The following is a 25147-nucleotide window of genomic DNA, read 5'->3' as shown; positions in this document are numbered from 1 at the left end:
TTTAAGCAGCATGTTTCCCTTTTACTTGACCCAGCTGAATCACGTTTAACGTCTCGTATGAAATTGCAGTTAGCGGAGGCCAAAGAAGAGTTTGATAGTCTGAGTCGACGAAGTTTATCGATAGAAAAAGAGCTGAAAAACTACGTACAAGATAACCCATTGTGTCAACATTTAATGACCTTACCCGGTATTGGTGTTCTTAATGCTACAGCCTTATTTTCCTCCATTGGTAACGGCAGCCAGTTTGGTAAACCAAGAGATCTGTCTGTTTGGCTTGGCGTCACACCTAAACAATATGCCAGTGGAGAAAAGTCATTTAATGGTGGAATTACGAAACGAGGAAATCGGTATTTACGCAAACAACTGATTCACGGTGCTCGTACCTTGCTGCACAGAACAAAAGGCAAAACAGACAAGCTGTCCGTATGGATTCAACAGATTGTTGAGCGTCGAGGAAAAAATAAAGCCGTTGTCGCCATTGCCAATCGCCTTGCTCGATTAGCATGGATACTACTTCAACGAAACGAAGATTATCGAGCTACCACGGTTTAATGATCATAAATAAAAAAAGAAATAGATAAACTGAAAACGATTTACCTATGTCGATGAAAGCATGATGTAAAAGCGGGTTTTCCGCACTTAGCAATAGTCTGTACAGGCCAAGACTCTAGTAAGTCGAGTGGGTGTTTGAGACAGCTAAGTACGGATCTCATTAGGGCCAGAAAACCGACAAAAAGGTGTTTTCATAAATAGGCCGGATATATGGCAGTACGACCCTTCATCAACGATGATCGACTAGAAAAGATCCAGATCGGTTAATAAGAAAACAAAAAAAATCACCCTAAAAAGAGTGATTCGATTGAGTGCGGCCTTGACCTAGCCGGAGCATCCATATATGGCCTGTTTAAATACCAGCCTGTTTAAATACCATTCACTCACTCTTCAAAAGAAAAACGACTTAAAAGCACAAAGTAACGCATGAATAAACACACAAGCGGCGGACTTTAAACAGGGGTTGACGGAGTATAGAATTTGATGTAGCGTTTTAATGGTTCTATTAACACATAAATAACACACAAATCAACTCTACATTTTGAAAATAGAAGTATTAAAATGAGCGACGCGATAAGTGCTATACCAAATAGAATCTTTGCCTATATAAAGCGGACTATCGCTTTCTTTAAACTATATAAATTTATTTTTCGAGAAACCTCAGATTTTTCAAATGCACTGGGTAATTTTATCTTGCCCCATACATACCCAAAATGTAGGAAAACATTTATCGATTGGCTTCGGCAAGACGACAGAATGGCCGATACTATACGTTCAAAGAAGAATATTGATATCGATATCGAGGCATTGAAAAAACTACCAGAAAACACTCTTGGTCATCATCTGTATAACATACTTAAAGACAATGAAGATTCAGTTGATCAAATACAATCATTAAAATCTAATTCTGATTATTCATACTCAGTTAAAAGAATAGTACTAACCCATGATATTTACCATGCATTGCTAAATGCGGATACTTTATACGTTGGTGAAATTAAAGTAGCGGCATTCACAACGGCTCAAATTGAGCACTATTACCCTTCTACTATTTCCATCTGTACCGGAATTTTGTCAGCCTGCTTCACAAAACAGCATTATTTACATAGCATTTTTGAAGCCCTCATAGAAGGCTTTTACCTAGGAAAGAGTACTAAACAACTATTTATAATTGATTGGGAAAAATACTGGGATAAAGATATAGAGGAAGTCAGGAAAGAGCTGAATATCGACCTTAACGCTGCAAAGGAAGTCATGTGTTCAAAATTTAATTATAAGGGTTGATAATGAAAAATAAGGACGCGATATCTAGCTTTAATTTCTTTGAAAAGCTATCAGACAACCTAAAAATCAAATTATATAGTTTTTTTACAACCCCGTTATTACTCAAAGTGTCACCAAGAATTGATAGCTTTGACAAAAACGTTGCCATTGTTAGCATCCCCCTTAACCGATCCACAAAAAATATATACAAATCAATGTATTTTGGCGCCATTAATATAGGTGCTGAATTATGCGTTTTTTATATAATTCATAAACTAACTAAGAATCTAAAAACCTGCCGGGTAATTAGTCAGCACTATTCCATCGATTTTATTAAAAAGCCAAAAGGCAGAGTTTTCTTTTATTGTGATGAAGTTCAAAAAGTAGCGCAAACGATAGATAACACCATTAAAACCGGCAAAGAAAGTTCTGTTGCCATTAAGGGGCATGGCTATGTTCTAAGCAATGCAGAAGAGCAAACAGTATGTAGATTTACAGTAAATATTTATTGCAGTGTTCAAGTAAAAATCTAAAAACACGCTATCTGCCCACTAATAAAGCCCAATAACACACATCAAAACTGCTGAAATTTTACATGTTTCAGGCATAGGATTCAGCTGCAGAATCCCTCTATCGCTCACCATCTTTTTTTACTCATTCCCCCGAAAAAAACTCCCTCTTTGTAGTGGAAGTCGGTAGGGAATTAGAAAGCCCCCTACGACTAGGGGTGAAAGGTAGTTGTCCTGCTCAGCATGTTAAGAAAAGCCCCTTCCCAATCAATCTGAGCAGTCATTAGTGGCCACCACTTCTTTCTTTTTTGATTGACTTGTTAAGCGATTTTTTGCGCCACTATATATGTGTGTAACTCTGGATGCTGGTCAAACTCGGCACTTCACCTTTCATAGTGGGTTGGCTCCATTGCTAGTCCTCCAAAATGGAATAAGATGGCTCTCTTAAATCGCTCCTTATTCCGGTAACCATAAGCCTTCACCCGCAGTATTCGGATTTTGCTATTGATCGCTTCTGCTAAGGCATTGGAAACTTGGAAACGCATCGCATTCAATATCCCCCAAAGGTGCTTTTCTACCTGTTCGGCTGATGCTTAAAGCGCTGGAATCTTGGCCGCTTTTGCTAAGCTAATCCACTCTACCCATGACGATTTGGCCCCTCTGACTCTGTTTCCTTTCCAGATACTTCTAGCTCGCTCTTTGAAGTACCAGAAAAGAGTCGTGTTCACAAAGCTGTCCTTTAACTCATTAAGCTTTTTCCAATGATGTTCCTTCAAGTTCGCTGGATTCTTAAGCCAGTAATATCGTGTTTGATAAGCTTCTTTCTTCAAATTTTGCTCTAGCTTCAATAATTCTGCTTTGCGAGTTTCGTTCAACGCATCGGTCAAAGATTGAGCAATATGAAAATGATCAAAAGCAATCTTCTTTTCTGCGTGAGGAATATGCTGTTTTGTGGCTTTTTGATAGCTTTACTCACTGAGCTCAACCTTACGGCCATCAGGATCTGTGACTACAATAATAGTGTTACCCAAAAAGTCATATGAATCAGTGACCGTTATATTATTAATTATCTCTGTACGATTTAACACTTTAAAACCCAAACGGTTTCTGTCTTCAGGTGGTTCGCCTTTGTTAGGGTACAGTTCAAATACACAACCATCATATTCACATGAATAATGTGCGGGGCCACTCCCGTGCTTCTCTTTGACAAAAGTTAGTCCCAGCAATTGATAGAAGTCTTTACTGATTTCAATATCTTGGCATCTGAGGACTAGGAGCGAAATCTTCACTTTACCTCCATGAGGCTATAACGCCTAACATCACCGGAAGCAAAAAGCAGAGCGAGGAACGAGCGGCGCTTTTTGCTGTCCGAGTGCATGTGATTGTTATACCTTATTCTTCGAACCTTACTGGTTCTGATTCATTGCTTTTAATGACAACAGTGCCAGCCAATTTGTCATGCCACCCCTGCTTTTTTTTGTCTATACCAACCCAGATAAGCCCCAGACCCAAGGGCAACATTGCTGGAATATAGGCAAAGTATCTACCTATTGCTTGCCCCAGAGAAAGCTTTTTTCCAGTTTTTGCATCAACGACTTTTAGTTTCGTTGCCATTTTTCCTGGTGTGCCGAAAAACCGTAGCCAAAACCATATTGTCGCAACAATGGGAACAATATAGCCTAGCAGTACATCCCAAAAACCATAGATGATCTGCTCACCCAACCAATAATCTTCACCATAAATAAACGAAAGCGGGACATATAAAACGATAATCATTATCACTAAGTCGATTAGTAGTGCTCCAAATCTAATCCAGAATCCTGCGTACTCTTGCTCATTTTTCATGCTACTCAATTCTCCTTATGGGTATAACATTTTTAATAGTGCGCATGCGTGTTTAGACATTTTTCAAATCCTCTAAATAACCTTATAAATAATTGAATAATAATGGTTTTATAAAGCTAGTCACAAATTCAAGAACTGGAAAAACAAGCATACGCGTTTACACATTTATCCACAGCGCGTTATTTCTGGTACGCATATTCTTATTCATTGATACTAAAAGACTTTTCTATTTCCTGCCAGTGTAAAACGCGCGCAATTGGGTTATTTAAAATAGCTAAACGCGCACAAAAGCAACTTTTTGGAAAATAAACTGTATATCCATACAAAAATAGAAAGGTATCATTTAAAGGGGTCACCGCTTGCTGCCCCCGCAATACAAAACCCCATCTTCTGTCTTCCCCTTACTCTTTAATTCAGGTAACAGAAACAAGGGAAAGAAACTTTGGCCTTTGGTGTCATCACTTGCAGCACTTTATCCTCAACGAAAAATATTCGATTCAATCCTGATTGAACGACCATTATCACCTCACGTAACACAGTAAATTCGAACCTCAAAACACATGAAGAACGTATCAATACTTTACGTACTCCATCGTTGTGCTAAGAATCATGTTAAACAAAGCCAATGACACGTTTTGGGCTGAAAGTCCGACAAGCGAATTTTTGGTTACTTTTTGGGCGCTAGCAAAAAGTTACACGCCCAGCAGGGCGGAATAAAACCCATGGCTCAAAGCATTTGAATGGAACCCCAAGAAACTAGACAAAACTCCATCTTCCGTCTTGGAGAAAGGGGAAGAGGCTGACTGTCGGGGTCAAAGCCCTTTTTGATAAGCATTGTTAGTGTTTGATCTGCCTCAGGTCAAAAAGGGGTTCGACCCCTGAGGCGGCATTGGTGCGCTAGCACCAAGCAAAAAAAAGCCCCGCAAAGCGGGGCTATAAAACTAGAGAGTGACATTCCAATAAGGCAATGTCGCCGCTGTGACACGGCATTCTGACTTAATCGGATATGAAACATACCCCATTAAGGTGCAGTCGGTTTCCATCGAGTCTTGGCTCGTTTGGAAAGTTGGTTAAACCGCTTTATTGTTTAAAGCGGTGTTTTTCAATACTTCATCAAGGTGTAGCCAAGTTTCGACGACGGTGTCTGGGTTAAGGGACATGCTTTCGATGCCTTGTGCCACTAACCAGTCAGCGAAGTCGGCGTGGTCGGATGGGCCTTGGCCGCAGATGCCGACATATTTACCTTGTTCCAGACACGCGGTGATGGCCATTTTCAATAGTTTTTTCACCGCTGGGTTACGTTCGTCAAACTTGTCGGCGATGAGTCCAGAATCACGATCTAGCCCTAGGGTTAATTGGGTTAGGTCGTTGGAACCGATTGAGAAGCCATCAAAGTACTGTAGGAACTCGTCTGCCAATAGGGCGTTGGATGGCAGTTCGCACATCATGATGACTTTCAGGCCGTTTTCACCGCGTGCTAGACCTTGTTCCGCGAGCAGTTCTGTGACCTGCTGAGCTTCTTCTAGGGTACGCACAAAGGGGATCATGATCTGTACGTTGGTTAATCCCATTTCGTTACGAACGCGGCGGATGGCTTCACATTCTAGGGCGAAGCAATCACGGAAGGAGTCGTCTATATAACGGGCCGCGCCACGGAAGCCAAGCATTGGGTTTTCTTCATCTGGTTCAAACAAAGGGCCGCCAACGAGGTTGTGGTATTCGTTTGATTTGAAATCAGATAGGCGCACGATGACGGGCTTTTGTGAGAAGGAGCACGCCAGTGTGGCAACCCCTTCTACCAGTTTATCGACGTAGAATTCTACTGGGCTGTTGTAGCCTGCGATTCTATGGTCAATCTCTTCTTTTAAGGCTGGCGCCATGTCCGCGTAGTTCAATAGGGCTTTCGGGTGAATGCCGATCATGCGGTTGATGATGAATTCTAATCGCGCTAAGCCAATGCCTGCGTTTGGCAGCATGGCGAAGTCGAAGGCGCGGTTTGGGTTGCCCACGTTCATCATGATTTTTACTGGTAGGTCTGGCATGTTGCCGACTTCAGACGTGATGATGTCGAATGCTAGTTCGTCTTGGTAGACGAAGCCCATGTCGCCTTGCGCGCAAGACACGGTGACTTTTTGTCCGTCTTGCAATACCTCTGTGGCATCGCCACAACCGACCACGGCTGGAATGCCTAATTCACGGGCGATAATGGCAGCGTGACAGGTACGTCCGCCGCGATTGGTGACAATCGCAGAAGCACGTTTCATGATGGGTTCCCAATCTGGGTCGGTAATGTCGGTCACCAAAATATCACCCGGTTGGATGCGATCCATTTCAGCGATAGAAGACAAGACTTTGACTTCGCCGGTACCGATTTTGTGACCAATGGCGCGGCCGGTGATCAATACATTGGACGTTTCTTTTAGGTTGTAACGCTCCATGCTTTGGGCGTTGCCTTGGCTACGGACGGTTTCTGGACGCGCTTGAACTATGTAAAGTTTGCCGTCGATGCCGTCTTTCGCCCATTCAATGTCCATCGGACGCTGGTAATGTTTTTCGATGATGCAGGCTTGACGAGCAAGATCTTGGATCTCATCGTCGGTCAGGGCAAAGCGGTTTTGATCGTCTAGTGGAACCGGTACGATTTTGACAAATTCGTCATCACTGCCGACTTCGGCGTATTCCATTTTTTGTGCCTTGCTGCCTAGGCTCTTACGAACTACGGCTGGGCGGTTGGCCGCTAGGGTTGGTTTGTGAACATAGTATTCATCTGGGTTGACCGTGCCCTGTACAACCATTTCGCCGAGACCGTAAGCGGCGGTGATGAAAACCACTTCGTCAAAGCCAGACTCTGTGTCGAGTGTGAAGAGGACGCCAGAAGCGCCAATGTCGCTGCGTACCATTTTTTGAATACCAGCGGATAGCGACACGCCTTGGTGTTCAAAGCCTTGGTGAACGCGGTAGGAAATGGCGCGGTCGTTAAAGAGGGAAGCAAAAACCCGTTTGATAGAAGCTTTGATATCTGCCAAGCCAACGACGTTTAAGTAGGTTTCTTGCTGCCCGGCGAAAGACGCGTCTGGTAAATCTTCTGCGGTAGCAGAAGAGCGAACCGCGAAAGAGGTATCGTCTGCGTTGTCGTCGCATAAGGTTGCGAAAGCAGCTTCGATCTCTTGGTCAAATTCCGCAGAGAAAGTTGCGTCTTCTATCCATTGGCGAATTTTTATACCGGTTTCTGCCAAGGCGTGAACGTCGTCCACATCCAATGCGTTGAGTGCTTGATGGATTTTTTCGTCTAGGCCACTTTCTGTAATGAAGCTTTGATACGCATAAGAAGTAGTCGCGAAACCATTTGGTACTTGAATACCAAGGTCTGTCAGGTTAGAAATCATTTCTCCCAAAGAGGCGTTTTTACCGCCCACTTCACCGACATCTTCCATATGAAGATCTTTAAACCACTTAATAAACTTGCTCACAAGAGACTCCAGTTGTTGTTTTTCTTTTATTAAAGAATAGCAAAAAAATAGTTTTTTACGGGCTGTTTGCCCAAGGACATCAGGCTAGGGACAAGTTGCTGTGAGAGCTTGTCAAAGTGCTGTGTCTGGGTTCATTGTATGTAGGCTGGTTGCTTTGAATAAAATCGATTATTCGATGTAGTTTTATTTCAATCGAAAAAATAAATGTCGTTAGATAACAACAAATTGGGTGAAAAACGAATGAAAGTGTATTTTGTTTCGGATGGGACAGCGATCACCGCTGAAGTGTTTGGTTCGGCGATGTTGTCGTTTTTTGATGTGGCAGTGGAAAGAAAAAGTGTGCCATTTTTGATCACCAAGGACCAAGCCGAAGGGTTAAAGCAGCAGATTAATCTAGAAGTACAGCAAGGTGTTGCTCTGTTGGTTTTTTATACTATCGCGGATGCTGGACTTCGAGATATTGTGCAGTCCTGTGATTGCCATTGTTATAACTTGTTTGGGGAATTGTTGCTTCCTATTGAAAAAGCTTTGGGTGTTAAAGCGCAGCCAACGGCGCAAAAAGCCCATGGCATGAAAGAGGGGGTTTATGATGGACGCATAGACGCTATCAACTATGCACTGGCCAATGACGACGGCGCCTCTATCAAGAATTTTGATGAGGCGGACATTATTTTGTTGGGGGTTTCTCGTTCTGGTAAGACACCGACCAGTTTGTATTTAGCAATGCAGTACGGCATTAAAGCGGCGAATTACCCCATTACGGAAGATGATTTTTCTTCTCCCGGTGTGCCCAAAGTATTAAAAGCCCATAAGAAAAAGTTGTTTGGTTTGACCATAGAGGCCCAGCGATTGCACGAAATACGTACAGGACGTATGGCAGCAAGTAAATATGCGTCTGCTCGTCAATGCCGTTATGAAGTGGATGAAGTGGAGTCTTTATACCGTCAAGAACGTATTCCGTTTTTGAATTCGACAAAACTGTCTGTGGAAGAAATTTCCACCAAAGTGATGGATGAGATGCAATTGGTACGTCATCGCCAGTGATTTTGAGGCTAAAACCTATCGAGTAATTCGATAGGTTTACGGTTTTTGTTTAAAAAATAGTCTGAAAAGGTATAAAAAATTTTTGCTTAGTCTGAAAACCTATCTAAACCATGGGGTGAAAGGTCAAGATAACCTGTCAGTTTGGTTATTTTGTTATGAAATTACATAATAAAAGGCACGGAAGTGTGCTGATATAGGTGAACAAGGCCTGTTACTTAAAGAGTATTAGAGCGGAATGCTCTATAATGTCGGCTAATTGAACGATTTAGCGACTTGGCTTAGCGTGACGGTAATAGGCTTAGAGTGACGACAGGGCGCTGCAAATGTTCGAAATAGTAGAGTGTTCATAACTCCATCATATAAAGAGTGCATTCTATTAAAAAAAACCAAGGAAAATTAAACATTGAGTAATAAAAAAATTAACGACCCACACAAGCAGCGCGAAGCGTCCAAGTACGATAATCCCGTCCCGAGTCGTGAGTTCATTCTAGAGTTTCTAGCCAGTCAAAATAAAAGCCTAGGTCACCTTGATCTGTGTAAAGCATTTTCCCTAGCGGGTGAAGATGAAATTGAGGCATTACGCCGTCGTCTTATCGCCATGTGCCGTGATAGCCAGTTGGTCAGCAATAGGCAAGACGAATATACGCCACTATTGGAAAGTGACCTGATTGAAGGGTATGTACAGGGTAATAAAGAAGGCCACGGTTTCTTATTGCGTCAAAGTGATGACGATATCTTCTTATCGGCTCGTCAAATGCAAAATGTCATGGATGGTGACAAGGTCAAAGCGCGTCTTTCAGGCCGTACTGTAAAAGGTCGTCTTGATGGGGTGGTGGTGGAAGTTTTAGAACGTAAGCACAGCCAGCTTGTCGGCAGATTTTATCAAGAAAGTAATACCGCTTTTGTCACCCCAGAAAACCCTCGCATTGCCCAAGATCTCCTAATCACGAAAGAGTCTGGCTTAACTCCGACCCACGGCCAATATGTGTTGGCTGAGATTGTTTCCTACGCGGAACGCGGTAAGCCAGCGCAAGGTATCGTGAAAAAGATCCTCGGTGACTTTATGGCGCCGGGTGTCGAAATTGACGTGGCCATGCATCGATACGAAATTCCTAACGAATGGCCTGCGGTGGTTGAGACACAAATTAAACACTTCACCGCAGAAGTAGCGGAAGAAGATAAAGCTCATCGGGTCGATTTGCGTGATACGCCCTTCGTTACCATTGATGGTGAAGATGCCCGTGATTTTGATGATGCTGTGTATTGTGAAAAAACGCCGGGTGGGTGGAAGTTATTTGTAGCCATTGCTGATGTTTCTCATTATGTGAAAAAAGACACGGCCTTGGATGAAGAGGCGATTGTTCGTGGTAACTCTGTGTACTTCCCGGGCAAGGTGATTCCTATGTTGCCGGAAGTCTTGTCGAATGGTCTGTGTTCTTTGAATCCTGATGTGGATCGTTTGGCCATGGTGGCGGAAATTTCCTTGACCACCAAAGGCAAGATGCGAGGCTATAAATTCTACGAAGGCTTAATCCGCTCCCATGCTCGTTTGACCTATTCTAAGGTCGCGAAAATGATTGCCGCTGAACCAGAAGAACAAGGTGTAGAGTTGCGCGAGCGCTATGCCGCCATCGTTTCTCATATCGATGACTTGAACGGCCTTTATCACACCTTAAAAGGTGCCCGTGATGAGCGTGGCGCGATGGAGTTTGATACGGTTGAAACCCGTATGGTGTTTGATGAAAACTCTAAGATAGAACATATCATTCCGGTTGAACGTAATGATGCCCATAAATTGATTGAAGAATGTATGTTGTGTGCCAACGTGGCCACAGCAGAGTTGTTGATCAAGGCGGATCTACCGGCCTTGTTCCGTGTTCATGAAGGGCCAAAAGAAGATCGCTTGTTAACCCTGCGAACCTACTTGGGTTTATTGGGCTTGGAATTAACAGGGGGCTTGAAGCCAACACCAGACGATTACGCCGCATTAGCGGAACAGTTAAAAGACCGTGCCGATTCTCGCAGCATTCAAACCATGATGTTGCGCTCCATGTCTCAGGCGGTGTATCAAGCGGATAATATGGGCCACTTTGGTTTGAATTACCCAGCTTATACCCACTTTACTTCGCCCATTCGTCGTTACCCAGATCTGCTGGTGCATCGGGCGATTCGTTACCTGATTCGTGGGGAAGGACGCCCTGTGGTTCGCCAAGCGCATCGCGTGACCGGCAGCCCAACGTTGAAACAGCGCAAGATTTATGGCTATGACCACGCGGACATGGATAATTTCGGTGATTCTTGTTCGATGACGGAGCGCCGAGCAGATGAAGCCACCCGTGATGTGGAAGCTTGGTTGAAATGTCAGTACGTTGAGCAACATTTGGGTGAACCCTTTGATGGTGTGGTGACGGCAGTCACTTCGTTTGGTTTGTTTGTCGAGTTGCAAGGTTTGTTTGTCGATGGCTTGGTGCATATTTCGGGTCTTGGTCAGGATTACTTTGTTCATGACATAGAGCATCAGGCGATTATTGGCGAACGCACTGGCCGTGTTTTCCGTTTAGGAGACACTTTGAAAGTACGTGTTGCCAGTGTGAATCTTGAACAGCGTAAAATCGATTTGAGCTTAGATAATACTGGTGCTTCCCGCCCTCGTAAAAAGGTTGAGCGTAATGATCAGACGGAACTGGAAATGCAATTGGCTCAGCTTCCGCCGATTGAATTAGGTGGTCGTCGACCTAAACCTAAAGCGCTAGTAAAGGCCGAAGGCAAGGGCGAAAAAGCGGCCCAAGAAGGTAAGACAGCCAAAGATGCGAAAGAACCAGATGGCAAGGCGAAGAAAAAGCGTCGTTCTCCTATTTCGAAAGGCAAACGTATTAGACAGAAAAAAACGGCTTCGGCCGCAGCCGCAAGCGGTAAGCCTAAGTCTGCTTCTGCTGCAGCAAAAAAGCCTAAGAAGCCAAAGAAAGCGAAAAAGAATAACGCTAAGCCGAGAGCGAAAGATTAATGAACGACTTACTGAATTTATAGAGTAAATAATGTCAGATTTAGAATGGATATACGGCATGCATGCCGTGGAAAATGCCTTGTCACAACAACCAGATCGCGTTAAAGAAGTACGCTTTCAGGAAGGCCGTGACGATAAGAAAAGCCAGCGTTTAATACAGCTTTGTAAAACCAATAAAGTACGTTATAGCACGGTTGCCCGTCGCGATTTAGATCAGTTGTTTACTAAAAACAAAGAGCGTGTCGTGCATCAAGGTGTGGTGGCGTATACCACCATGACCAAAGCCGGTAACGAAGCGGACTTACATAGCCTAGTTGAAGGCTTAGAGCAAAATCCGCTGATTATCATTTTGGATGGCATCACAGACCCACATAATTTAGGGGCTTGTTTACGCAGTGCGGACGCCGCCGGTGCCCACGCTATCGTCATGCCAAAAGACAATTCAGCGCCCCTTAATGCGACGGTCAGTAAAGTGGCCTGTGGCGCGGCAGAAAGTATTCCTGTTTATTCAGTGACTAACCTTGCTCGCACCATGAAGAAGCTGCAAGACCAAGGGGTGTGGATCTTCGGCACCGCAGGCGAAGCGACGCAAACTGTCTACGAGCAAGACTTCACCATACCAACGGCGATTGTTATGGGAGCAGAAGGCGACGGTATGCGTCGTTTGACCCGTGAACAATGTGATTATCTAGTAAAATTGCCCATGGCTGGTGTGGTGTCCAGTTTGAATGTGTCGGTAGCGACTGGGGTTTGTCTGTACGAAGTGGTACGTCAACGTGCTGCTAAAGTATCCGCTTAAGGGGTAATAACCGGTGTTTAAGCAGTTTAGCATCTCGGCGCCGTCCGTTTCGATTAAGGTAGATTTACAGCATAAAATTGATAATAAAACCAAGCCACTCGGCTCGTTGGGCCAGCTAGAAAGTATCGCCCTTCAACTTGGGCAAATTCAAAATACGCTTATGCCTGATGTGTCTAAGCCAGCGATGATCGTTTTTGCGGCAGATCATGGTGTTGTCGAACAGGGCATTAGCCTGTTTCCCCAAGAAGTGACACCGCAAATGGTGATGAACTTCTTAATGGGGGGCGCCGCTGTAAGCGTTTTTTGTGAACAACATAAGGCACCATTGCGTATTGTGGATGTGGGGGTGAAAGTTGACCTTGAAGATCACCCTTTATTAAGTCAGCGTAAGGTGGCGTATGGCTCGCAAGACTTTAGTCAGCAAGCGGCGATGAGTTCTGCCGAGTTGGCCATGGCGATTGAAGCGGGTGTCAACGAAGCGAATTTAGCTATTGATGAGGGTGTGAATTTGTTGATGTTTGGTGAGATGGGCATAGGCAACACCTGTGTATCTTCTTGCATGATGACAGCAATCACAGGCATCACAGCACAGCAAAGCGCAGGCCGTGGCACGGGGTTAGACAATGCTGGGGTTTCCCATAAGGCGCAAGTGATTGAAGCGTCATTGCAGCGCGCTGAGCGAGAAACAGGGCAAGCGATGGCGGACTGGAGTCCTGAAACCCTTGCCCAACAAGTGGGTGGTTTTGAGATTCTTGCTATGGCAGGCGCCATGTTGCAATCCGCACAACGTCAAACCGCCTTTGTGGTGGATGGCTTTATTTGCACCGTGGCTTTGTTGTTTGCACAAAAAGTGGCGCCACAGGTGCGTGAATACGCGATTTTCGCCCATCAATCCAATGAAAGCGCTCATCGAATTCTGTTAGATAGCCTGAACGCGGAGCCTATATTGTCACTGGATTTACGTTTGGGGGAAGGGTCGGGTGCTATTTTGTCCTATCCTCTTATTCAAAGTGCGAGCTTGTTTTTGAACAAGATGGCGAGCTTTGAAAGCGCTGGAGTGAGCGGCAGTAACTAACCTTGTCATTCTAAAAAGGTATGTGAAATATGAACTCTTACTATCTACAAGGCTTTAAACGCAGTCTTGTGACCTACACCAGAATCCCCCTAAAAGTGGATTGGAGCGACCATATAAAGCACACCCCAGCGGTGTGCTTTTTACCATGGGTTGGTCTGATAGTGGCTTTGCTTAGCAGTTGGCCGCTGTGGTTTGCTTGGTCTGCGCCCCTGCAAGCCTTGTTTATGCTGTTAACCGCTGTGCTGATTACCGGTGGTTTCCATGAAGATGGTTTGATGGATGCCTGTGATGGTTTAGTAGGGGGGTGGGATAAAGAGCAGCGCTTAACCATTATGAAAGATTCCCGCCTTGGCAGTTATGCTGCCTTGTCTATTTGGTTTTCCTTGGCCATTAAGTGGTTGGTGTTAAGCGAGTTGCTGGCGGCCTTGGACGATTCTGTCTTTGGTTTGCTGTATGCATTAATAGGCTGGTGTGCGGTCCATAGCATTGCTAGATTTGTGCCACTGGTATTGATGAATACCTTGGACTATGTGAGTGCGGGACAAAGCAAAGCTTCTAGCATGATCACGAAATTAGCATCACAAGAGCTGGGGCTTGCTGCCTTACCCTGTGTGCTGGTTGGCGTGTTGGCTTTTGGTATGTTTGATTTGATCGGCGCCATATTGTTATTGGCCGTGCTGGTTTTTTTGCTGCGTTTGTATTTGCTGAAAAAGATAGAAGGCTTTAATGGCGATACGCTTGGCGCCAGCGAGCAAGTAGCTGAGGTGTTAATGCTTTTGTGTTGGCTGGGTAGTTATACGTGAAGTTATATTTAGTTCGTCACCCCAAACCGGATGTTATAAAAGGCCTGTGTTACGGGGATCGAGATGTGCCTTTAGCGGATGGTTGGCAAGTTCCGGCGCAGTCGTTAAAGAAAGCTTTATCTAAAGATGGTGATGGCGCGTCAATGACTTATTATCACAGTCCATTAAGCCGTGCCGCTCAGCTTGCTGAGTTTATCAGCGATGGTCAATCTGTTGTTGTCGATGCGCTAACCGAGTTGGACTTTGGCGAGTGGGAAGGCTTGTGTTGGCAAGACATTCCAAAGCAGGAGATTGACCTGTGGATGGAGGATATTGTGCACTCGGCACCCTACCATGGTGAGTCTCTGCAAGTGGTGGCGGATCGCGTTTGGCAATGGTGGTTATCGATTAAAGATAATCCGACAGAAGCTTGTGTGGTGGTGGCTCATTCGGGGGTGATCAAGGTATTCGTCAGCTTGTTATGTCAATGGCCTCTGGCGCAATGTCATCGCATTGATGTGGGGTTTAATAGCCTGACCGAGCTTTATGTTCAGGGTGATTTCGTGACCTTGAAAAGGTTAGGCGCCGGAGATTGGGTTCTTCCTTAATATTTTTTATAGAGATTGAATAAATAATGTTGCTATACATTTTAGGCATGATAGGTATTGCTGCCTTTGCTATTACTGGGGTTATCTCCTCGGGCAAAAAGGATATGGATCTTTTTAGCTTGGTATTTTTAGGTATGGTGACTTCCCTTGGCGGCGGTACCATTCGCGATACTGTGTTGTCTGTCGAGACGGTTTATTGGGTAGAGGATACCTCTTACCTTTGGGTTGCCTTTGCCTCTTCGGCGTTTGCTTTTTTCACTGTGCGCCTGATCGAAGATAGACAGACGGTATTTGAATATGCCGATTCTTTTGGTTTGGCCTTGTTTACCGTGGTGGCAACGGAAAAAGTACTGAATTTAGGGTTTCAACCGACGATTGCGATCACCATGGGCATAGTCACTGGAATTGCAGGTGGCATTATTCGCGATGTATTAAGCCATCGTCCGCCTTTGGTATTAGGGAGAGAGTTCTATGCAACGCCTGCTTTTTTAGGGGCTTCTCTGTTGGTTTTGCTAGAAAAAAATGTGCCTTCACATGAATTTAACGCGATTTACGCGGCGGCACTAGTCTTTATACTAAGGGTGGTTGCTATCCATAAGGGCCTTTATTATCCAAGTTGGCTCCTCTACAAAAAGAGGTAAAAAATGACCGAATTATCGCAAGAAGAAAAAGCACAACAAGCGGCAAAAAACGAAGCGCGTTTGTTGAAGAAAAAAGCTGTGGTGGATGGGCGTATTGCGGCCGCGACGCAAGAGCGGGGCGTGACCATCTTGCTAACAGGCAATGGTAAAGGCAAAAGCTCTAGCGCTTTTGGCACCATGGCGCGGGCTTTAGGGCATGGCCAAAAATGTGCCGTTATTCAGTTTATTAAAGGCCGCAAAGCCACGGGTGAGCAGTTGTTTTTTGGTGAGCACCCGCAGGTCGATTTTCATGTCATGGGCCATGGCTTTACGTGGGAAACCCGTAACCCTGAATTGGAAAAAGAAGCAGCGGAACAGGCTTGGGCGTTAGCGAAGAAAAACCTAGCTGACCCTAGTATTGACTTTGTCCTATTGGATGAAGTGACCTACATGTACAAATACGGTCATCTCGATGAGGCGGATTTGGTCGCGGCGTTAGCGGCCCGTCCCGCCCATCAAAATGTAATGATGACAGGGCGAACCGCACCTCGTGTTCTGCTTGATAGTGTGGATACTCACAGCAAAATTGGCAACGAACGCCATGCCTTTGCTAATGGGGTAAAAGCCCAAGCCGGTATTGAATGGTAGTTCGCGTTGCGAGCTACATGATGGGGCAGAACAGCGCAATGTTTGCCGTAATCATGATGAAATTCGTTTTTGGTCAGACTACCTTTCAGCAGCGGATTATCTTGTGGATGATCAAGGTCGTGGTGGTGGATTGGGTGAGTCGCCTTTTGTCCTACTAGGGGATTTGAATGCTTCACCCTATGAAGGGGATGCTTCTCGTACTGCCATTACGGGGTTATTGCGGCATCCGAAAATGGCGGCGATTGATTTCCCTCAAAGTCTTGGTGGTATTGAGCATTCCCCTAAAGTGAACCAGCAGCATAGTGCTTTGCATACGGCAGTATGGCGAATGCAGGTGGACTACGTGAGACCAAGCCGTGCATTACCGATATTGCAACAGGCGGTGTTTTGGCCGCACTCCAATGATAGTCAATTCTCTCTTCTCAAAAATACCTCTGATCATCTTCTTGTTTTCCTAGATTTAACGCTTTAACAGAATTTCTAATACATAATGAGATTTATTCTCAAATAAGCTGGATTTATTTCGCTTTCTTTACGATAATGATTCTCATTAGTTTTCTAATTTAATCACTTGTGGTGATGGAGGAGATATGCAGAACTGGGAACGCTTAACAAGACAGGCAAACAGAGCTTATTCAAATCATGCTTTTTCTGATGCAGTAGAGTTAAATCAACAGGCATTAACGCAAGTTGAGCAATCGTTTGATGATGACTTTCATCGAGATGCTGAATCTGCCGTTGCAGCGGCTACCGTGAGTTTTCTAAATATCGCTGAATCCTATACCGCACTGGGGGATTTTATTTCCGCCAATACTCAGTATGAAAGTGCCGTTAATTTTTTACAGGCCGCGATTGCGCGCCCTGATGTCAATGACGAGCAGCGTGGTCTTATTATGCGAACCGCCACTCATATTCGTTTTGAATGGGAGCTGTTTACGCAAAGTCATGGCAAGGAATTTTCTTCTCAGAGTCGAGCCTTGATGCAAGCGTTGTCTCAGGCCGTGTCTTATTCAAAGTCTGCAATACATCATTAATCAAAGATAACTAAGGATAATGCAATGAAACAAATACTAACGACTTCTATTCTATTGGGTCTGCCATTGGCGTTTAGCCAAGTCGCTCAAGCTCACCCAGGTCATGACCATAGCCATTGGACCAGTGAACCGATTCATATCCTTACTATGGTTGCCATTGGTACTGTGATTGTTGGTGGCTTGGCATACAAGCATATGACTCGCCGCAAAAACTTGAAACAAAAGGAGATGAACCATGATGCATAGCCTCATTAAAACCCTAGATAAGGTGATTGGTTTTCAAACGGCGCAAGCTCACTGTGATATTCCGTGTAAAATTTATGACCCTTCAACGGCTCAGCTTGCCGCGCTAAGTTGCGTTCGCTTGATGGATTTAATTAAAGAGATTGAAGACAAAGGCACCTTGAGTGTGGCGGATTACGCGCAACTTGCTCGCCTAGTGGGTGAAAAAGAATCCGCTAGTACCGAAGTGAAAGACGCAGTTCGTGTTATTTGGGGGGATTACTTTAAAGCCCCACAATTTGAACAGTTACCTAACGCCAATGAGCTGACCCACAGCATCATGCTGCAAGCATCAAAGTGCAAACAAAGCATCGATCGCGCAGAAGGAGAGAAGCTAGTGGCTTTGGTCAATGAATTTGCTGAGGCTTTCTGGTTAACAAAAGGGGTAGCGACATACCGTGCGGCTTGCCCTTATCCTCCAATGTTAGAGGCGGTTTACCCAGACCTAAAAGGTTAATTGCTAACAAGCGACCTTTGCACAAACGCTGTACTCATAACGGCATGGTGTAAAGAGTGCAAAGGTCTCAATGACAAGGAGGAGTAACGATTATGTTCCGTCTGATTAAGGTGAAAGGGGATAGCATGGTCCCTAGATTACAGGATGGGGACTTTGTGTTTACCAGTCGTTTTTATCGCCAGTTAACGGTTGATCAGTTGGTGGTAGTCGACCATGCTTTGTATGGTTTTATCGTTAAGCGAGTGCTGCATATCGCCCCAGATGGCCAGCTTTGGTTGGGCGGTGAAAACAACAAAAGTCTGCAATCTGAACGCATTGGCTGGGTTTCACCCCGTCGGGTGGTGGGCAAGGTGATTTGGTGTATTCGATCTAGTGTGAGTCGTAGTGATCAGGCACACATTAAATAACTGTACAGAAAACGAGACACTTTTAATAAATACCTTCAAAATGCTTATTCGCTTGCTATTGGTCTCGCTCTTCGTTTTCTCTAAAATCCACGCCCAATGAAATTCTTATTATTTTAGCGTTAATAGAGAGCATTATGTCGACAGAAATTCCAGCCACAGTAAAAAAACACACACGTCTTGAAGACATTCAAGCCATCATATTAGGCACCATGATCATCGCGCTTGGCGTAAACTTTTTTACTCACACTGGATTATTAACAGGTGGCTCCGCTGGATTGGCGTTTCTTATTCAATACTCCACGCCTTTTACCTTTGGTCAGGCTTTCTTTGTGATTAATCTTCCTTTCTACCTTTTGGCGATACTGCACTTTGGTTGGGAATACACACTTAAAACCTTCATCTCCGTTTTTTGTCTTTCGGTATTTGCAGACTTAACGCCGGTGTTTGTTACTTTTGATACCTTAAACCCTATTTATGCGAGCATATTCGGCGGCTTCTTAATGGGCGTGGGTTTCTTAATGCTATTCCGTCACAATGCTAGCCTAGGCGGTTTAAACATATTGGCACGCTACCTTGCGGAAAAATACGGTATCTCAATGGGCAAATTCCAAATGGTCGTAGACTGCGGTATCGTACTGCTCTCTATCTTCGTTGTAGACTTCTACCTAATCGCCATTTCCATCGTCGGCGCCGTTGCTTTAAACATGATTATCGCGGTCAACCACAAACCTGGACGATACATGGGGAACATCTAGTTTTTCTTTAAAAGAAATTTTGAGAAGGCGGCTTAGGTCGCCTTTTTGTTATCTTTAAAGACAGTTTTTATTGTCTTTTTTAAATAATATAAATTGTTATTTTAGCGCTTAGGAATCATCGACCTTGTTCCCTGTCTTTTCTTCAAGGGGAGATACAAGGGCTAGGGGAGGTTTATGGTGTGTAATCCATTCTTTTGTACAGCGTTGTCGAATTGACTTTTTGGGGAGGTATAGGGTACAAAGTGTGGGGAAATGTCGTTATTTATGAAAAGTACACCATTATTTTTTGACCTGAGCAAGCCAAAAGGACAGGTCAAAGTTGGCTTTCGTTTGCTTCTCACGAATGTTGGTTAGCTATTTTGTGTCGTTAATGACGACGTTGGATTTCTTTACAGTAGGATGATTGTATTATGAGTTTTGAAACTTGGTTATTATTTTTTATTGCTTACCTAGTGGTGACCTTGTCACCAGGGCCAAATGTCTTATTGGCGATAAAAAATGCCGTTAAATATGGTTATAAAGTAGCAATTATCACCATCCTAATGAATCTTGTCTGTCAGCTTTTGATTATCACCTCTGTAGCATTTGGCGCTGGTGCATTATTAGAAAAATCCCCAATGCTGTTTTTTGCTTTAAAGCTCATTGGCGGAGCGTATCTGATTTATCTTGGTATTACAGGCCTTCTTAAAAAAACACCAACCAGTCATATAAAGGGCGTTGAAGAGGTATCAGCTGTACCGTTTTCCTATATTCAAGTCTGTAAAGAAGCTTTCCTCGTTTCCGCTAGCAATCCTAAAACGGTTATTTTTCTTTCGGCTTTTTTACCGCAATTTATATCAGAAGAGGCCGCTATTGGTTGGCAGTTTACAATAATGTTTTTAACAATTTGTTTGATTGTTATGTCTGTGCATTTAGTCTATTCATATATCGCGAAAAATATAAATAAAAAATGGTCAGGGCTAAAAGCAAAACCTATATTTTCTAAAATAACAAACAGTGCGTTTATCGTTTTTGGTTGTGGTGTGCTATCAAGTAGTCGTACCGCGTAAATAGAGTGAAACCTTTGCACTTAATAAAGACAGTGTTAGAAATAGACTCAAAATGCTCAACCTCATAAACGTGGCTGTGACGGTATATGGGGAGCGTGTAGATTTTTTAAGAAAAGCTTTAAGAAAAGTTTTGAGAAGGCGGCTCAGGTCGCCTTTTTGTTATCTTGAAATACAATTTAAGTTGTTATTTTGGGTTGAGAAGTTGTGCCTTTCACTCAAACGCTTTGTATCCATGAGCTTTATTCCGTCCAGCGGGCGGGTAACTTTTTTCAATCGATGCAAAACTTTTGTTTAAAGGAAAGCAAAAAATCTCTTGTCGGACTTTCAGCCCAAACGTGTCATTGGCTTGGTTTACCGTTGCGTTTAGCAAGACGCTAGATAGCGTAAGGTGTGGAATCGCTTTTGTATGATTTTGGGAGGGGATTTTGAAAGGATCCTGAGACTCTGAGTAGTCGAGCAATCAGTGACTTTCACTGGGTTAAGTATCAGTGCAAATTCAACTACTGTTGATAATATTCCGTGTTTAGGCGAAATAGAGTCGATTACTGAATCGGATCTAGGTTTTAGCTTTGAAGGCGATATGGGATTTATTGAAGTTAAAGCAAATCAACACAGTGTGGAAAAAGCCTCTTAACGAGGCGTTAGCATTTCATCATGAATTCCGGCTTTCTTTAACATCATTGGCAAGCCAAGATTTGATGAGAGCCTGATAAGGCATCCCCCGCTTATTCGCTTCAATTTTAATGTTATCCAATAATCCTTCGGGCAGTCTGAGTGAAATGGTTTTAGTTGAAGGCTTTAGGTTTGGCATTGAAACAGATTGGGCTAGCTTCCAGTCTAGGTAGTTACTGGAGTCATGTTTTCTCAAAAAGCTCGTTCCTCGGCTTCAGTTTTAAATTTAGGTATGGTTTTAATTTTGCTCATAAATGTTCCTCTCTTTCCGGTGCATGTCACGAGCGGAAATAACACGTATTAATGTTTCATCGAAGCGCAAGGGCAGTAGTCTGGTGGAATCCATCCGCCTATCAGGGTGGAGTCGTTAAACTGCTATTCCCCAATGGTTTTCTATTTCCTCCAGTAGTATTTTCTGTGCCGCTTGTTGAGCTTCGGCATCCGATAGTAGGTCTAGGAAGTAGCTTACAGAGCTATTTTTTTCTAGTTTTTCCATATACAAAGAGCGTAGCGCAGCGTCAGTTGTTCGTGGAATGTCGGATTGTCCTTTTTCGTAGCGGGCGATGGTTTGCTCGGAGACGCCAAAACGATGGCCGAGCATTTTTTGCGATAGGTTTAATTCGATCCGTAAAAATTTGAATTCAACAGAGCGCAATCCCAAAGGGCTATCGGTAATGGCTTGGGCAATGGTTTGATGAAGGTCGTTCATTGCATCAATGCTGGTATATTCTTCCCCATCTATCTGTTCAACTTTAAAGCCGTTTTTTAGATAGACATTAGGTAATCCGCATTCTGAATAGTGGTACATGGTTTACTCCTAATGAACCCAAACTGTTATTAATACTGAGCTTGGACTATCGTGGTGATTCTTGAGGGCGACGGTTAACTCAATAATAGAGCCTGCCGCCATGCCTTTTAAGTTAAATTTCCAGTCGCCATTTGGTTCAGGGTAAGGCCCTTCGCGAAACACAGAGCGTTTACTTTTAAGTAAGGTTAAAACTTGGCTAGTGGTAATACCTCGTTGAACCATCCTTGCTTTAATATGATGACTCCAGCGAATTCTATCCGTGTAATTTTCTGCGAGATCATTGATGATCTTTCTCGCTGTGAACTCGCTAAGAGGAATTTCCATTATTCCTTTAGGTTTATTTTCGTCCATGATGTTCATCCATTGTTACATCACCTATCATATTGATAGGTTGTTCGTTTTCTGTCAATCAATTTGTATGTTTTATATACATTTTGAATAGATGGAAAATACGATTTTAACTCTGCTGTATTTCCGATCGTTATAAGGCCAAAGCTAATTCACACCTTCGGAATTCATATTTTCAAAGAACAAACTTTGATTTACTTTTATGAAGGAACGGATTGAACGACTACGAGAAACTTCTGAGTCACGGTAATACAGAGCCTTTATATCTAGAAAACTAATTCCATTTTCCGAATTATCAACGTTGAGAAAGTGGCTTCGACGACTTTTTATAAAAGAATGGATTGCGCGACCATGAGCAGTCTCAGAGTCCGTTAAAAAGACCCTTGCTAGAAAATACAAAAATATTTCTATACCTTACGCTATCGAGCGCCTTGAGAAACCTTGCGTTTAACAAAGCCAATGAGACGTTTGGGCTGAAAGTCTGACAAAAGATTTTTTGCTTTTTTTTAAACTAAAGTTTTGTGTCTCTGTTCTTTATTTCAAGGTAAGAAGTTACCCGCTCAGCTTTTCCTGAATTAAAAAGCGGAATAAAACTCGCAGCTCAAAGCATTTGAATGAAAGCTAAAAGCTTGTAACCCCTCCTTAATCCTCCCCTTGAAGAAAGGAGAGGATACTAAGCCCGTTCAGTAGGACGAAAGGCATCTGATTGGAAGCTCCGGTTCCTAAATTTTCCCCTCTCAGGTATGATTACGCCAATTAAAATACTGAGGAAATACGTTTGGAGTTACTTAAGGTAGACAATCTTAATCCTTACCTAGAAGACTTAACGGAATTGTTGTGTGATGCGGTGGATTCCGGTGCGCCGATTGGTTTTTTAGCACCGATCAGTGAGCCGGAAGCTAAGGCGTATTGGTTGTCGGTGAATGATGATTTGCTAGAAAATGCCCGCCAAGTGTTGTTGGTCCGCGAGGATGAAAAGATCGTTGGCAGTGTGCAAATTAGTATGTCGCCAAAGGCGAATGCGTTGCATCGTTGTGATGTAGAAAAGCTGATGGTGCATACCCAAGCGCGTGAGAATGGCCTTGGTGGTATATTGATGCAGGGCGTGGAGCGGGTGGCCGCTTCGATGCAAAGACAGCTGCTTATCCTGGAAGTCAGAAGCGATGATATTGCCCATGATATGTATGTGAACATGGGTTATGTTCCTTTCGGTGAGGTGCCGGGGTATACCCGTAGCGCGAATGGTATGTTGCACAACTCTACTTTTTTCTACAAAGAAATTGAAACCACCCACGAAGTTTTCTCTTAATCGACACTAAAGCCATAGGCGACTCTCTTGAGACTTGATTTTTATTTATCCCATGTAACGGATTTAGCACGTAAAGCGTCGAAAATTGCGGCATCTAAAGGCCGTGTTACGGTGAATGGCGAGGTTGTTAAAAAAGCCAATCATCCCGTGGTAGAAACCGATGTTATTTGCTTGGATGACATGCGTTTGGCTTGGCCATCGGAAGGGTATTATTTGCTGCATAAACCTGCGGGTTACATTTGTGCAAACCAAGATGCTGAACATCCGACTGTATTGGAACTGCTGCCTTCGCATTTAGGTCAGTCGTTGAATATTGTCGGGCGTTTAGATAAAGACACCACAGGTTTGCTGTTGTTGACCACAGATGGGCAATGGTTGCATCGCATTACTTCACCTCGTAATAAATGTAACAAACGTTATCGTATGCTATTGGCAGAAGCGATTAGTGACGACGCACTAAAGCAGTTAGAAGAAGGCGTTATGCTGAATGGTGAGGCGCAGCCTACCTTGCCTGCGGTGGTAGAACGCATTGCTGAAGGTGAGATCTATTTGACCATTCAAGAAGGCAAGTACCATCAGGTAAAACGCATGTTGGCGGCGGTGGGGAATAAGGTCGAGACCTTGCATCGCGATCAAATTGGTCCCTTGTCATTGGATGGCGAGTTAGCCGCAGGCGAGTTTCGTGAATTGACCGAAGAAGAAGTGGCCTATTTTTAAAGCGATGGCTGGCGATAAAGATTAACCTATTTAAGATGAGATGTATGATGAAAGAATTATCGATGGACGAGCGCGTACAATTACTGGTCGCACCTGACAGCGAGCGTTTGAGCTATTTTGTTGAGCAAGCAAAAGCCACTGACTTGGTTTGGAGTTTGAGCAATGAAGAAGGTTTTGTGATGGTTGAAACCGATGACGGCGATTGCGTGATGGTTTGGCCTGATGCGGAGTTTGCCAGCCAGTGGGCCATTGACGATTGGGATGATTGTGAACCTGTTTCTGTTTCTCTCGAGGTCTTTAAGAGTGAGTGGTTACCAAGCCTAACGGCAGATAAGATTACCGTGGCAGTATTTCCTAATATCGAAGACGAAGGCAAGTTATCTACGGCGGAAGAATTAACGGCATTATTGGCTTAATCGTCTTTCACTGAATGCATTTATTAACAAGGATTGAATAAGAAAATGAGCAAACGTCAAAGTAACCGTGAAGAAGTCGTCGGAAATATTCTGGCAGCGGCAGAGGTTGAGTTTGGGTTAAAAGGGTATTCTGGTGCTAGTTTGCAGTTCATTGCAGAGCGTGCGGGTTTGCCCAAGGCCAATATCATTTACTACTTTCAATCGAAAGCGAATTTATACAAGCAGGTATTAAATCAGATTTTAACCGGCTGGAACGATTTATTTGACCGTGCCACGGTTGAGGATGATCCAGCGGTTGTGCTAGACAGCTTTATTCGTGAAAAGCTAAAGCAAAGTTTTGAAAACGGTCGTTCCTCTCGTATATTTGCCATGGAGGTGATTGGTGGTGCGAACCATATTAGCGAGTACCTTAGGGAAGAGTTGAGACCTTGGCTTGTTTCTCGAATTGCGGTTGTTCAAGCTTGGATAGACGCAGGAAAAATGCGCAAGCTTGACCCTCAGACTTTGATTTACATGATCTGGGCAACCACTCAGCACTATGCGGATTTTGAGGCGCAGGTTTTTGCTTTAAGCGATATGACTCAATTTGATGCAGAGGATCTTCAGCGTATTGGCGATACAGTGAGTGCCATTATTCTTGGCGGTTGTGGCCTGAGCTTAAACACAGATTAGCC

29 protein-coding genes and 1 pseudogene are annotated in these 25147 nt (G+C 43.9%); 23 read left to right on the top strand and 7 right to left on the bottom strand.

Features of this window, described 5'->3' with window-relative positions:
- From I8J31_RS18725 to I8J31_RS18715, 3 genes are all read left to right on the top strand, one after another.
- Nucleotides 1-552: IS110 family RNA-guided transposase (locus I8J31_RS18725; protein WP_199470109.1), on the top strand; the 552-nt coding region annotated here is incomplete at its 5' end.
- 561 nt (nucleotides 553-1113) lie between these two features.
- A complete protein-coding gene (locus I8J31_RS18720; RefSeq protein ID WP_199470108.1) occupies nucleotides 1114-1836 on the top strand; it encodes a Coq4 family protein in 723 nt (240 codons plus the stop codon).
- A 2-nt stretch (nucleotides 1837-1838) separates the two neighbouring features.
- Entirely contained in the window at nucleotides 1839-2348 is a 510-nt protein-coding gene (locus I8J31_RS18715; RefSeq protein WP_199470107.1) for a DUF4442 domain-containing protein, read from the top strand.
- 359 nt (nucleotides 2349-2707) lie between these two features.
- Here I8J31_RS18715 and I8J31_RS20935 read toward each other — a convergent pair.
- The 4 genes and pseudogenes from I8J31_RS20935 to ppsA form a co-directional block, all read right to left on the bottom strand.
- Nucleotides 2708-3280 (bottom strand): annotated as a pseudogene (locus I8J31_RS20935) (transposase); the annotation flags it as partial.
- 12 nt (nucleotides 3281-3292) lie between these two features.
- Nucleotides 3293-3613 carry a VOC family protein gene (locus tag I8J31_RS18700; protein WP_199470105.1) on the bottom strand — a complete coding sequence of 107 codons (321 nt, stop codon included), beginning with the start codon at nucleotides 3611-3613 and terminating at the stop codon, nucleotides 3293-3295.
- A gap of 103 nt (nucleotides 3614-3716) precedes the next feature.
- Nucleotides 3717-4169 carry an RDD family protein gene (locus tag I8J31_RS18695; protein WP_199470104.1) on the bottom strand — a complete coding sequence of 151 codons (453 nt, stop codon included), beginning with the start codon at nucleotides 4167-4169 and terminating at the stop codon, nucleotides 3717-3719.
- 1070 nt (nucleotides 4170-5239) lie between these two features.
- Nucleotides 5240-7639, bottom strand: a complete 2400-nt coding sequence (ppsA, locus tag I8J31_RS18690) for a phosphoenolpyruvate synthase (protein WP_199470103.1) — start codon at nucleotides 7637-7639, stop codon at nucleotides 5240-5242.
- A 204-nt stretch (nucleotides 7640-7843) separates the two neighbouring features.
- On the opposite strand from ppsA, the gene I8J31_RS18685 reads away from it, so the two are divergent.
- The 16 genes from I8J31_RS18685 to I8J31_RS18610 all read left to right on the top strand — a co-directional run bounded on the left by I8J31_RS18685 (nucleotide 7844) and on the right by I8J31_RS18610 (nucleotide 20837).
- Nucleotides 7844-8683, top strand: coding sequence for a pyruvate, water dikinase regulatory protein (locus I8J31_RS18685; protein ID WP_233402905.1), 840 nt, complete (start codon nucleotides 7844-7846; stop codon nucleotides 8681-8683).
- 403 nt (nucleotides 8684-9086) lie between these two features.
- Entirely contained in the window at nucleotides 9087-11687 is a 2601-nt protein-coding gene (rnr, locus tag I8J31_RS18680) for a ribonuclease R (RefSeq protein ID WP_199470102.1), read from the top strand.
- A gap of 31 nt (nucleotides 11688-11718) precedes the next feature.
- Nucleotides 11719-12486 (top strand): 23S rRNA (guanosine(2251)-2'-O)-methyltransferase RlmB, encoded by a 768-nt coding sequence (rlmB, locus tag I8J31_RS18675; protein ID WP_199470101.1) that lies wholly within the window; start codon nucleotides 11719-11721, stop codon nucleotides 12484-12486.
- A 13-nt stretch (nucleotides 12487-12499) separates the two neighbouring features.
- Complete coding sequence (cobT, locus tag I8J31_RS18670) at nucleotides 12500-13561, top strand: nicotinate-nucleotide--dimethylbenzimidazole phosphoribosyltransferase (protein WP_199470100.1); 1062 nt, start codon at nucleotides 12500-12502, stop codon at nucleotides 13559-13561.
- A gap of 29 nt (nucleotides 13562-13590) precedes the next feature.
- The gene (locus I8J31_RS18665) at nucleotides 13591-14364 is read left to right on the top strand and encodes an adenosylcobinamide-GDP ribazoletransferase (RefSeq protein WP_199470099.1); all 774 of its coding nucleotides are present in this window, start codon (nucleotides 13591-13593) and stop codon (nucleotides 14362-14364) included.
- The gene (locus tag I8J31_RS18660; protein WP_199470098.1) at nucleotides 14361-14951 is read left to right on the top strand and encodes a histidine phosphatase family protein; all 591 of its coding nucleotides are present in this window, start codon (nucleotides 14361-14363) and stop codon (nucleotides 14949-14951) included. The genes I8J31_RS18665 and I8J31_RS18660 overlap by 4 nt, the downstream gene beginning before the upstream one ends.
- Nucleotides 14952-14977: 26 nt before the next feature.
- Entirely contained in the window at nucleotides 14978-15592 is a 615-nt protein-coding gene (locus I8J31_RS18655) for a trimeric intracellular cation channel family protein (RefSeq protein ID WP_199470097.1), read from the top strand.
- Between the two features lie 3 nt (nucleotides 15593-15595).
- Complete coding sequence (gene cobO / locus I8J31_RS18650) at nucleotides 15596-16219, top strand: cob(I)yrinic acid a,c-diamide adenosyltransferase (RefSeq protein WP_199470096.1); 624 nt, start codon at nucleotides 15596-15598, stop codon at nucleotides 16217-16219.
- Nucleotides 16209-16691, top strand: a complete 483-nt coding sequence (locus I8J31_RS18645; protein ID WP_199470095.1) for an endonuclease/exonuclease/phosphatase family protein — start codon at nucleotides 16209-16211, stop codon at nucleotides 16689-16691. Before cobO ends, I8J31_RS18645 begins: the two co-directional genes overlap by 11 nt.
- Nucleotides 16692-16809: 118 nt before the next feature.
- Nucleotides 16810-17253 (top strand): DUF2753 family protein, encoded by a 444-nt coding sequence (locus tag I8J31_RS18640; protein ID WP_199470094.1) that lies wholly within the window; start codon nucleotides 16810-16812, stop codon nucleotides 17251-17253.
- A 24-nt stretch (nucleotides 17254-17277) separates the two neighbouring features.
- Complete coding sequence (locus I8J31_RS18635) at nucleotides 17278-17499, top strand: hypothetical protein (RefSeq protein WP_199470093.1); 222 nt, start codon at nucleotides 17278-17280, stop codon at nucleotides 17497-17499.
- Nucleotides 17489-17992: a superoxide dismutase, Ni gene (gene sodN, locus I8J31_RS18630; protein ID WP_199470092.1), complete on the top strand. Its 504-nt coding sequence runs from the start codon at nucleotides 17489-17491 to the stop codon at nucleotides 17990-17992. The genes I8J31_RS18635 and sodN overlap by 11 nt, the downstream gene beginning before the upstream one ends.
- A gap of 92 nt (nucleotides 17993-18084) precedes the next feature.
- Nucleotides 18085-18399 carry a S24/S26 family peptidase gene (locus tag I8J31_RS18625; protein WP_199470091.1) on the top strand — a complete coding sequence of 105 codons (315 nt, stop codon included), beginning with the start codon at nucleotides 18085-18087 and terminating at the stop codon, nucleotides 18397-18399.
- Nucleotides 18400-18533: 134 nt separating this feature from the next.
- Nucleotides 18534-19154, top strand: coding sequence for a YitT family protein (locus tag I8J31_RS18620; RefSeq protein WP_199470090.1), 621 nt, complete (start codon nucleotides 18534-18536; stop codon nucleotides 19152-19154).
- 410 nt (nucleotides 19155-19564) lie between these two features.
- Complete coding sequence (locus I8J31_RS18615; protein WP_199470089.1) at nucleotides 19565-20203, top strand: LysE family translocator; 639 nt, start codon at nucleotides 19565-19567, stop codon at nucleotides 20201-20203.
- A 463-nt stretch (nucleotides 20204-20666) separates the two neighbouring features.
- The gene (locus I8J31_RS18610; RefSeq protein ID WP_199470088.1) at nucleotides 20667-20837 is read left to right on the top strand and encodes a hypothetical protein; all 171 of its coding nucleotides are present in this window, start codon (nucleotides 20667-20669) and stop codon (nucleotides 20835-20837) included.
- Between the two features lie 18 nt (nucleotides 20838-20855).
- Here I8J31_RS18610 and I8J31_RS21240 read toward each other — a convergent pair whose 3' ends face one another.
- The 3 genes from I8J31_RS21240 to I8J31_RS18595 all read right to left on the bottom strand — a co-directional run bounded on the left by I8J31_RS21240 (nucleotide 20856) and on the right by I8J31_RS18595 (nucleotide 22034).
- Complete coding sequence (locus tag I8J31_RS21240; protein ID WP_199470087.1) at nucleotides 20856-21071, bottom strand: BrnA antitoxin family protein; 216 nt, start codon at nucleotides 21069-21071, stop codon at nucleotides 20856-20858.
- Between the two features lie 171 nt (nucleotides 21072-21242).
- Nucleotides 21243-21683 carry a helix-turn-helix domain-containing protein gene (locus I8J31_RS18600; RefSeq protein ID WP_199470086.1) on the bottom strand — a complete coding sequence of 147 codons (441 nt, stop codon included), beginning with the start codon at nucleotides 21681-21683 and terminating at the stop codon, nucleotides 21243-21245.
- 9 nt (nucleotides 21684-21692) lie between these two features.
- Nucleotides 21693-22034, bottom strand: a complete 342-nt coding sequence (locus tag I8J31_RS18595; RefSeq protein WP_199470085.1) for a DUF4258 domain-containing protein — start codon at nucleotides 22032-22034, stop codon at nucleotides 21693-21695.
- A 775-nt stretch (nucleotides 22035-22809) separates the two neighbouring features.
- Here I8J31_RS18595 and I8J31_RS18590 point away from each other — a divergent pair.
- From I8J31_RS18590 to I8J31_RS18575, 4 genes are read left to right on the top strand one after another with little or no spacing between them, the layout of a single operon-like run.
- On the top strand, nucleotides 22810-23340 hold the full coding sequence (locus tag I8J31_RS18590) for a GNAT family N-acetyltransferase (protein WP_199470084.1): 531 nt from the start codon (nucleotides 22810-22812) through the stop codon (nucleotides 23338-23340).
- Nucleotides 23341-23367: 27 nt separating this feature from the next.
- A complete protein-coding gene (locus I8J31_RS18585) occupies nucleotides 23368-24057 on the top strand; it encodes a pseudouridine synthase (protein ID WP_199470083.1) in 690 nt (229 codons plus the stop codon).
- Between the two features lie 44 nt (nucleotides 24058-24101).
- Nucleotides 24102-24473 (top strand): DUF2750 domain-containing protein, encoded by a 372-nt coding sequence (locus tag I8J31_RS18580; protein WP_199470082.1) that lies wholly within the window; start codon nucleotides 24102-24104, stop codon nucleotides 24471-24473.
- Between the two features lie 45 nt (nucleotides 24474-24518).
- Entirely contained in the window at nucleotides 24519-25145 is a 627-nt protein-coding gene (locus tag I8J31_RS18575) for a TetR/AcrR family transcriptional regulator (protein ID WP_199470081.1), read from the top strand.
- Nucleotides 25146-25147: the final 2 nt, after the last annotated feature.

This window comes from Marinomonas transparens (assembly GCF_016463975.1).
In the GTDB taxonomy this organism is placed as follows: Bacteria; Pseudomonadota; Gammaproteobacteria; order Pseudomonadales; family Marinomonadaceae; genus Marinomonas; species Marinomonas transparens.
Note: the sequence above shows the minus strand (reverse complement) of the source record. Positions and strands in the feature narration are given on the sequence as shown.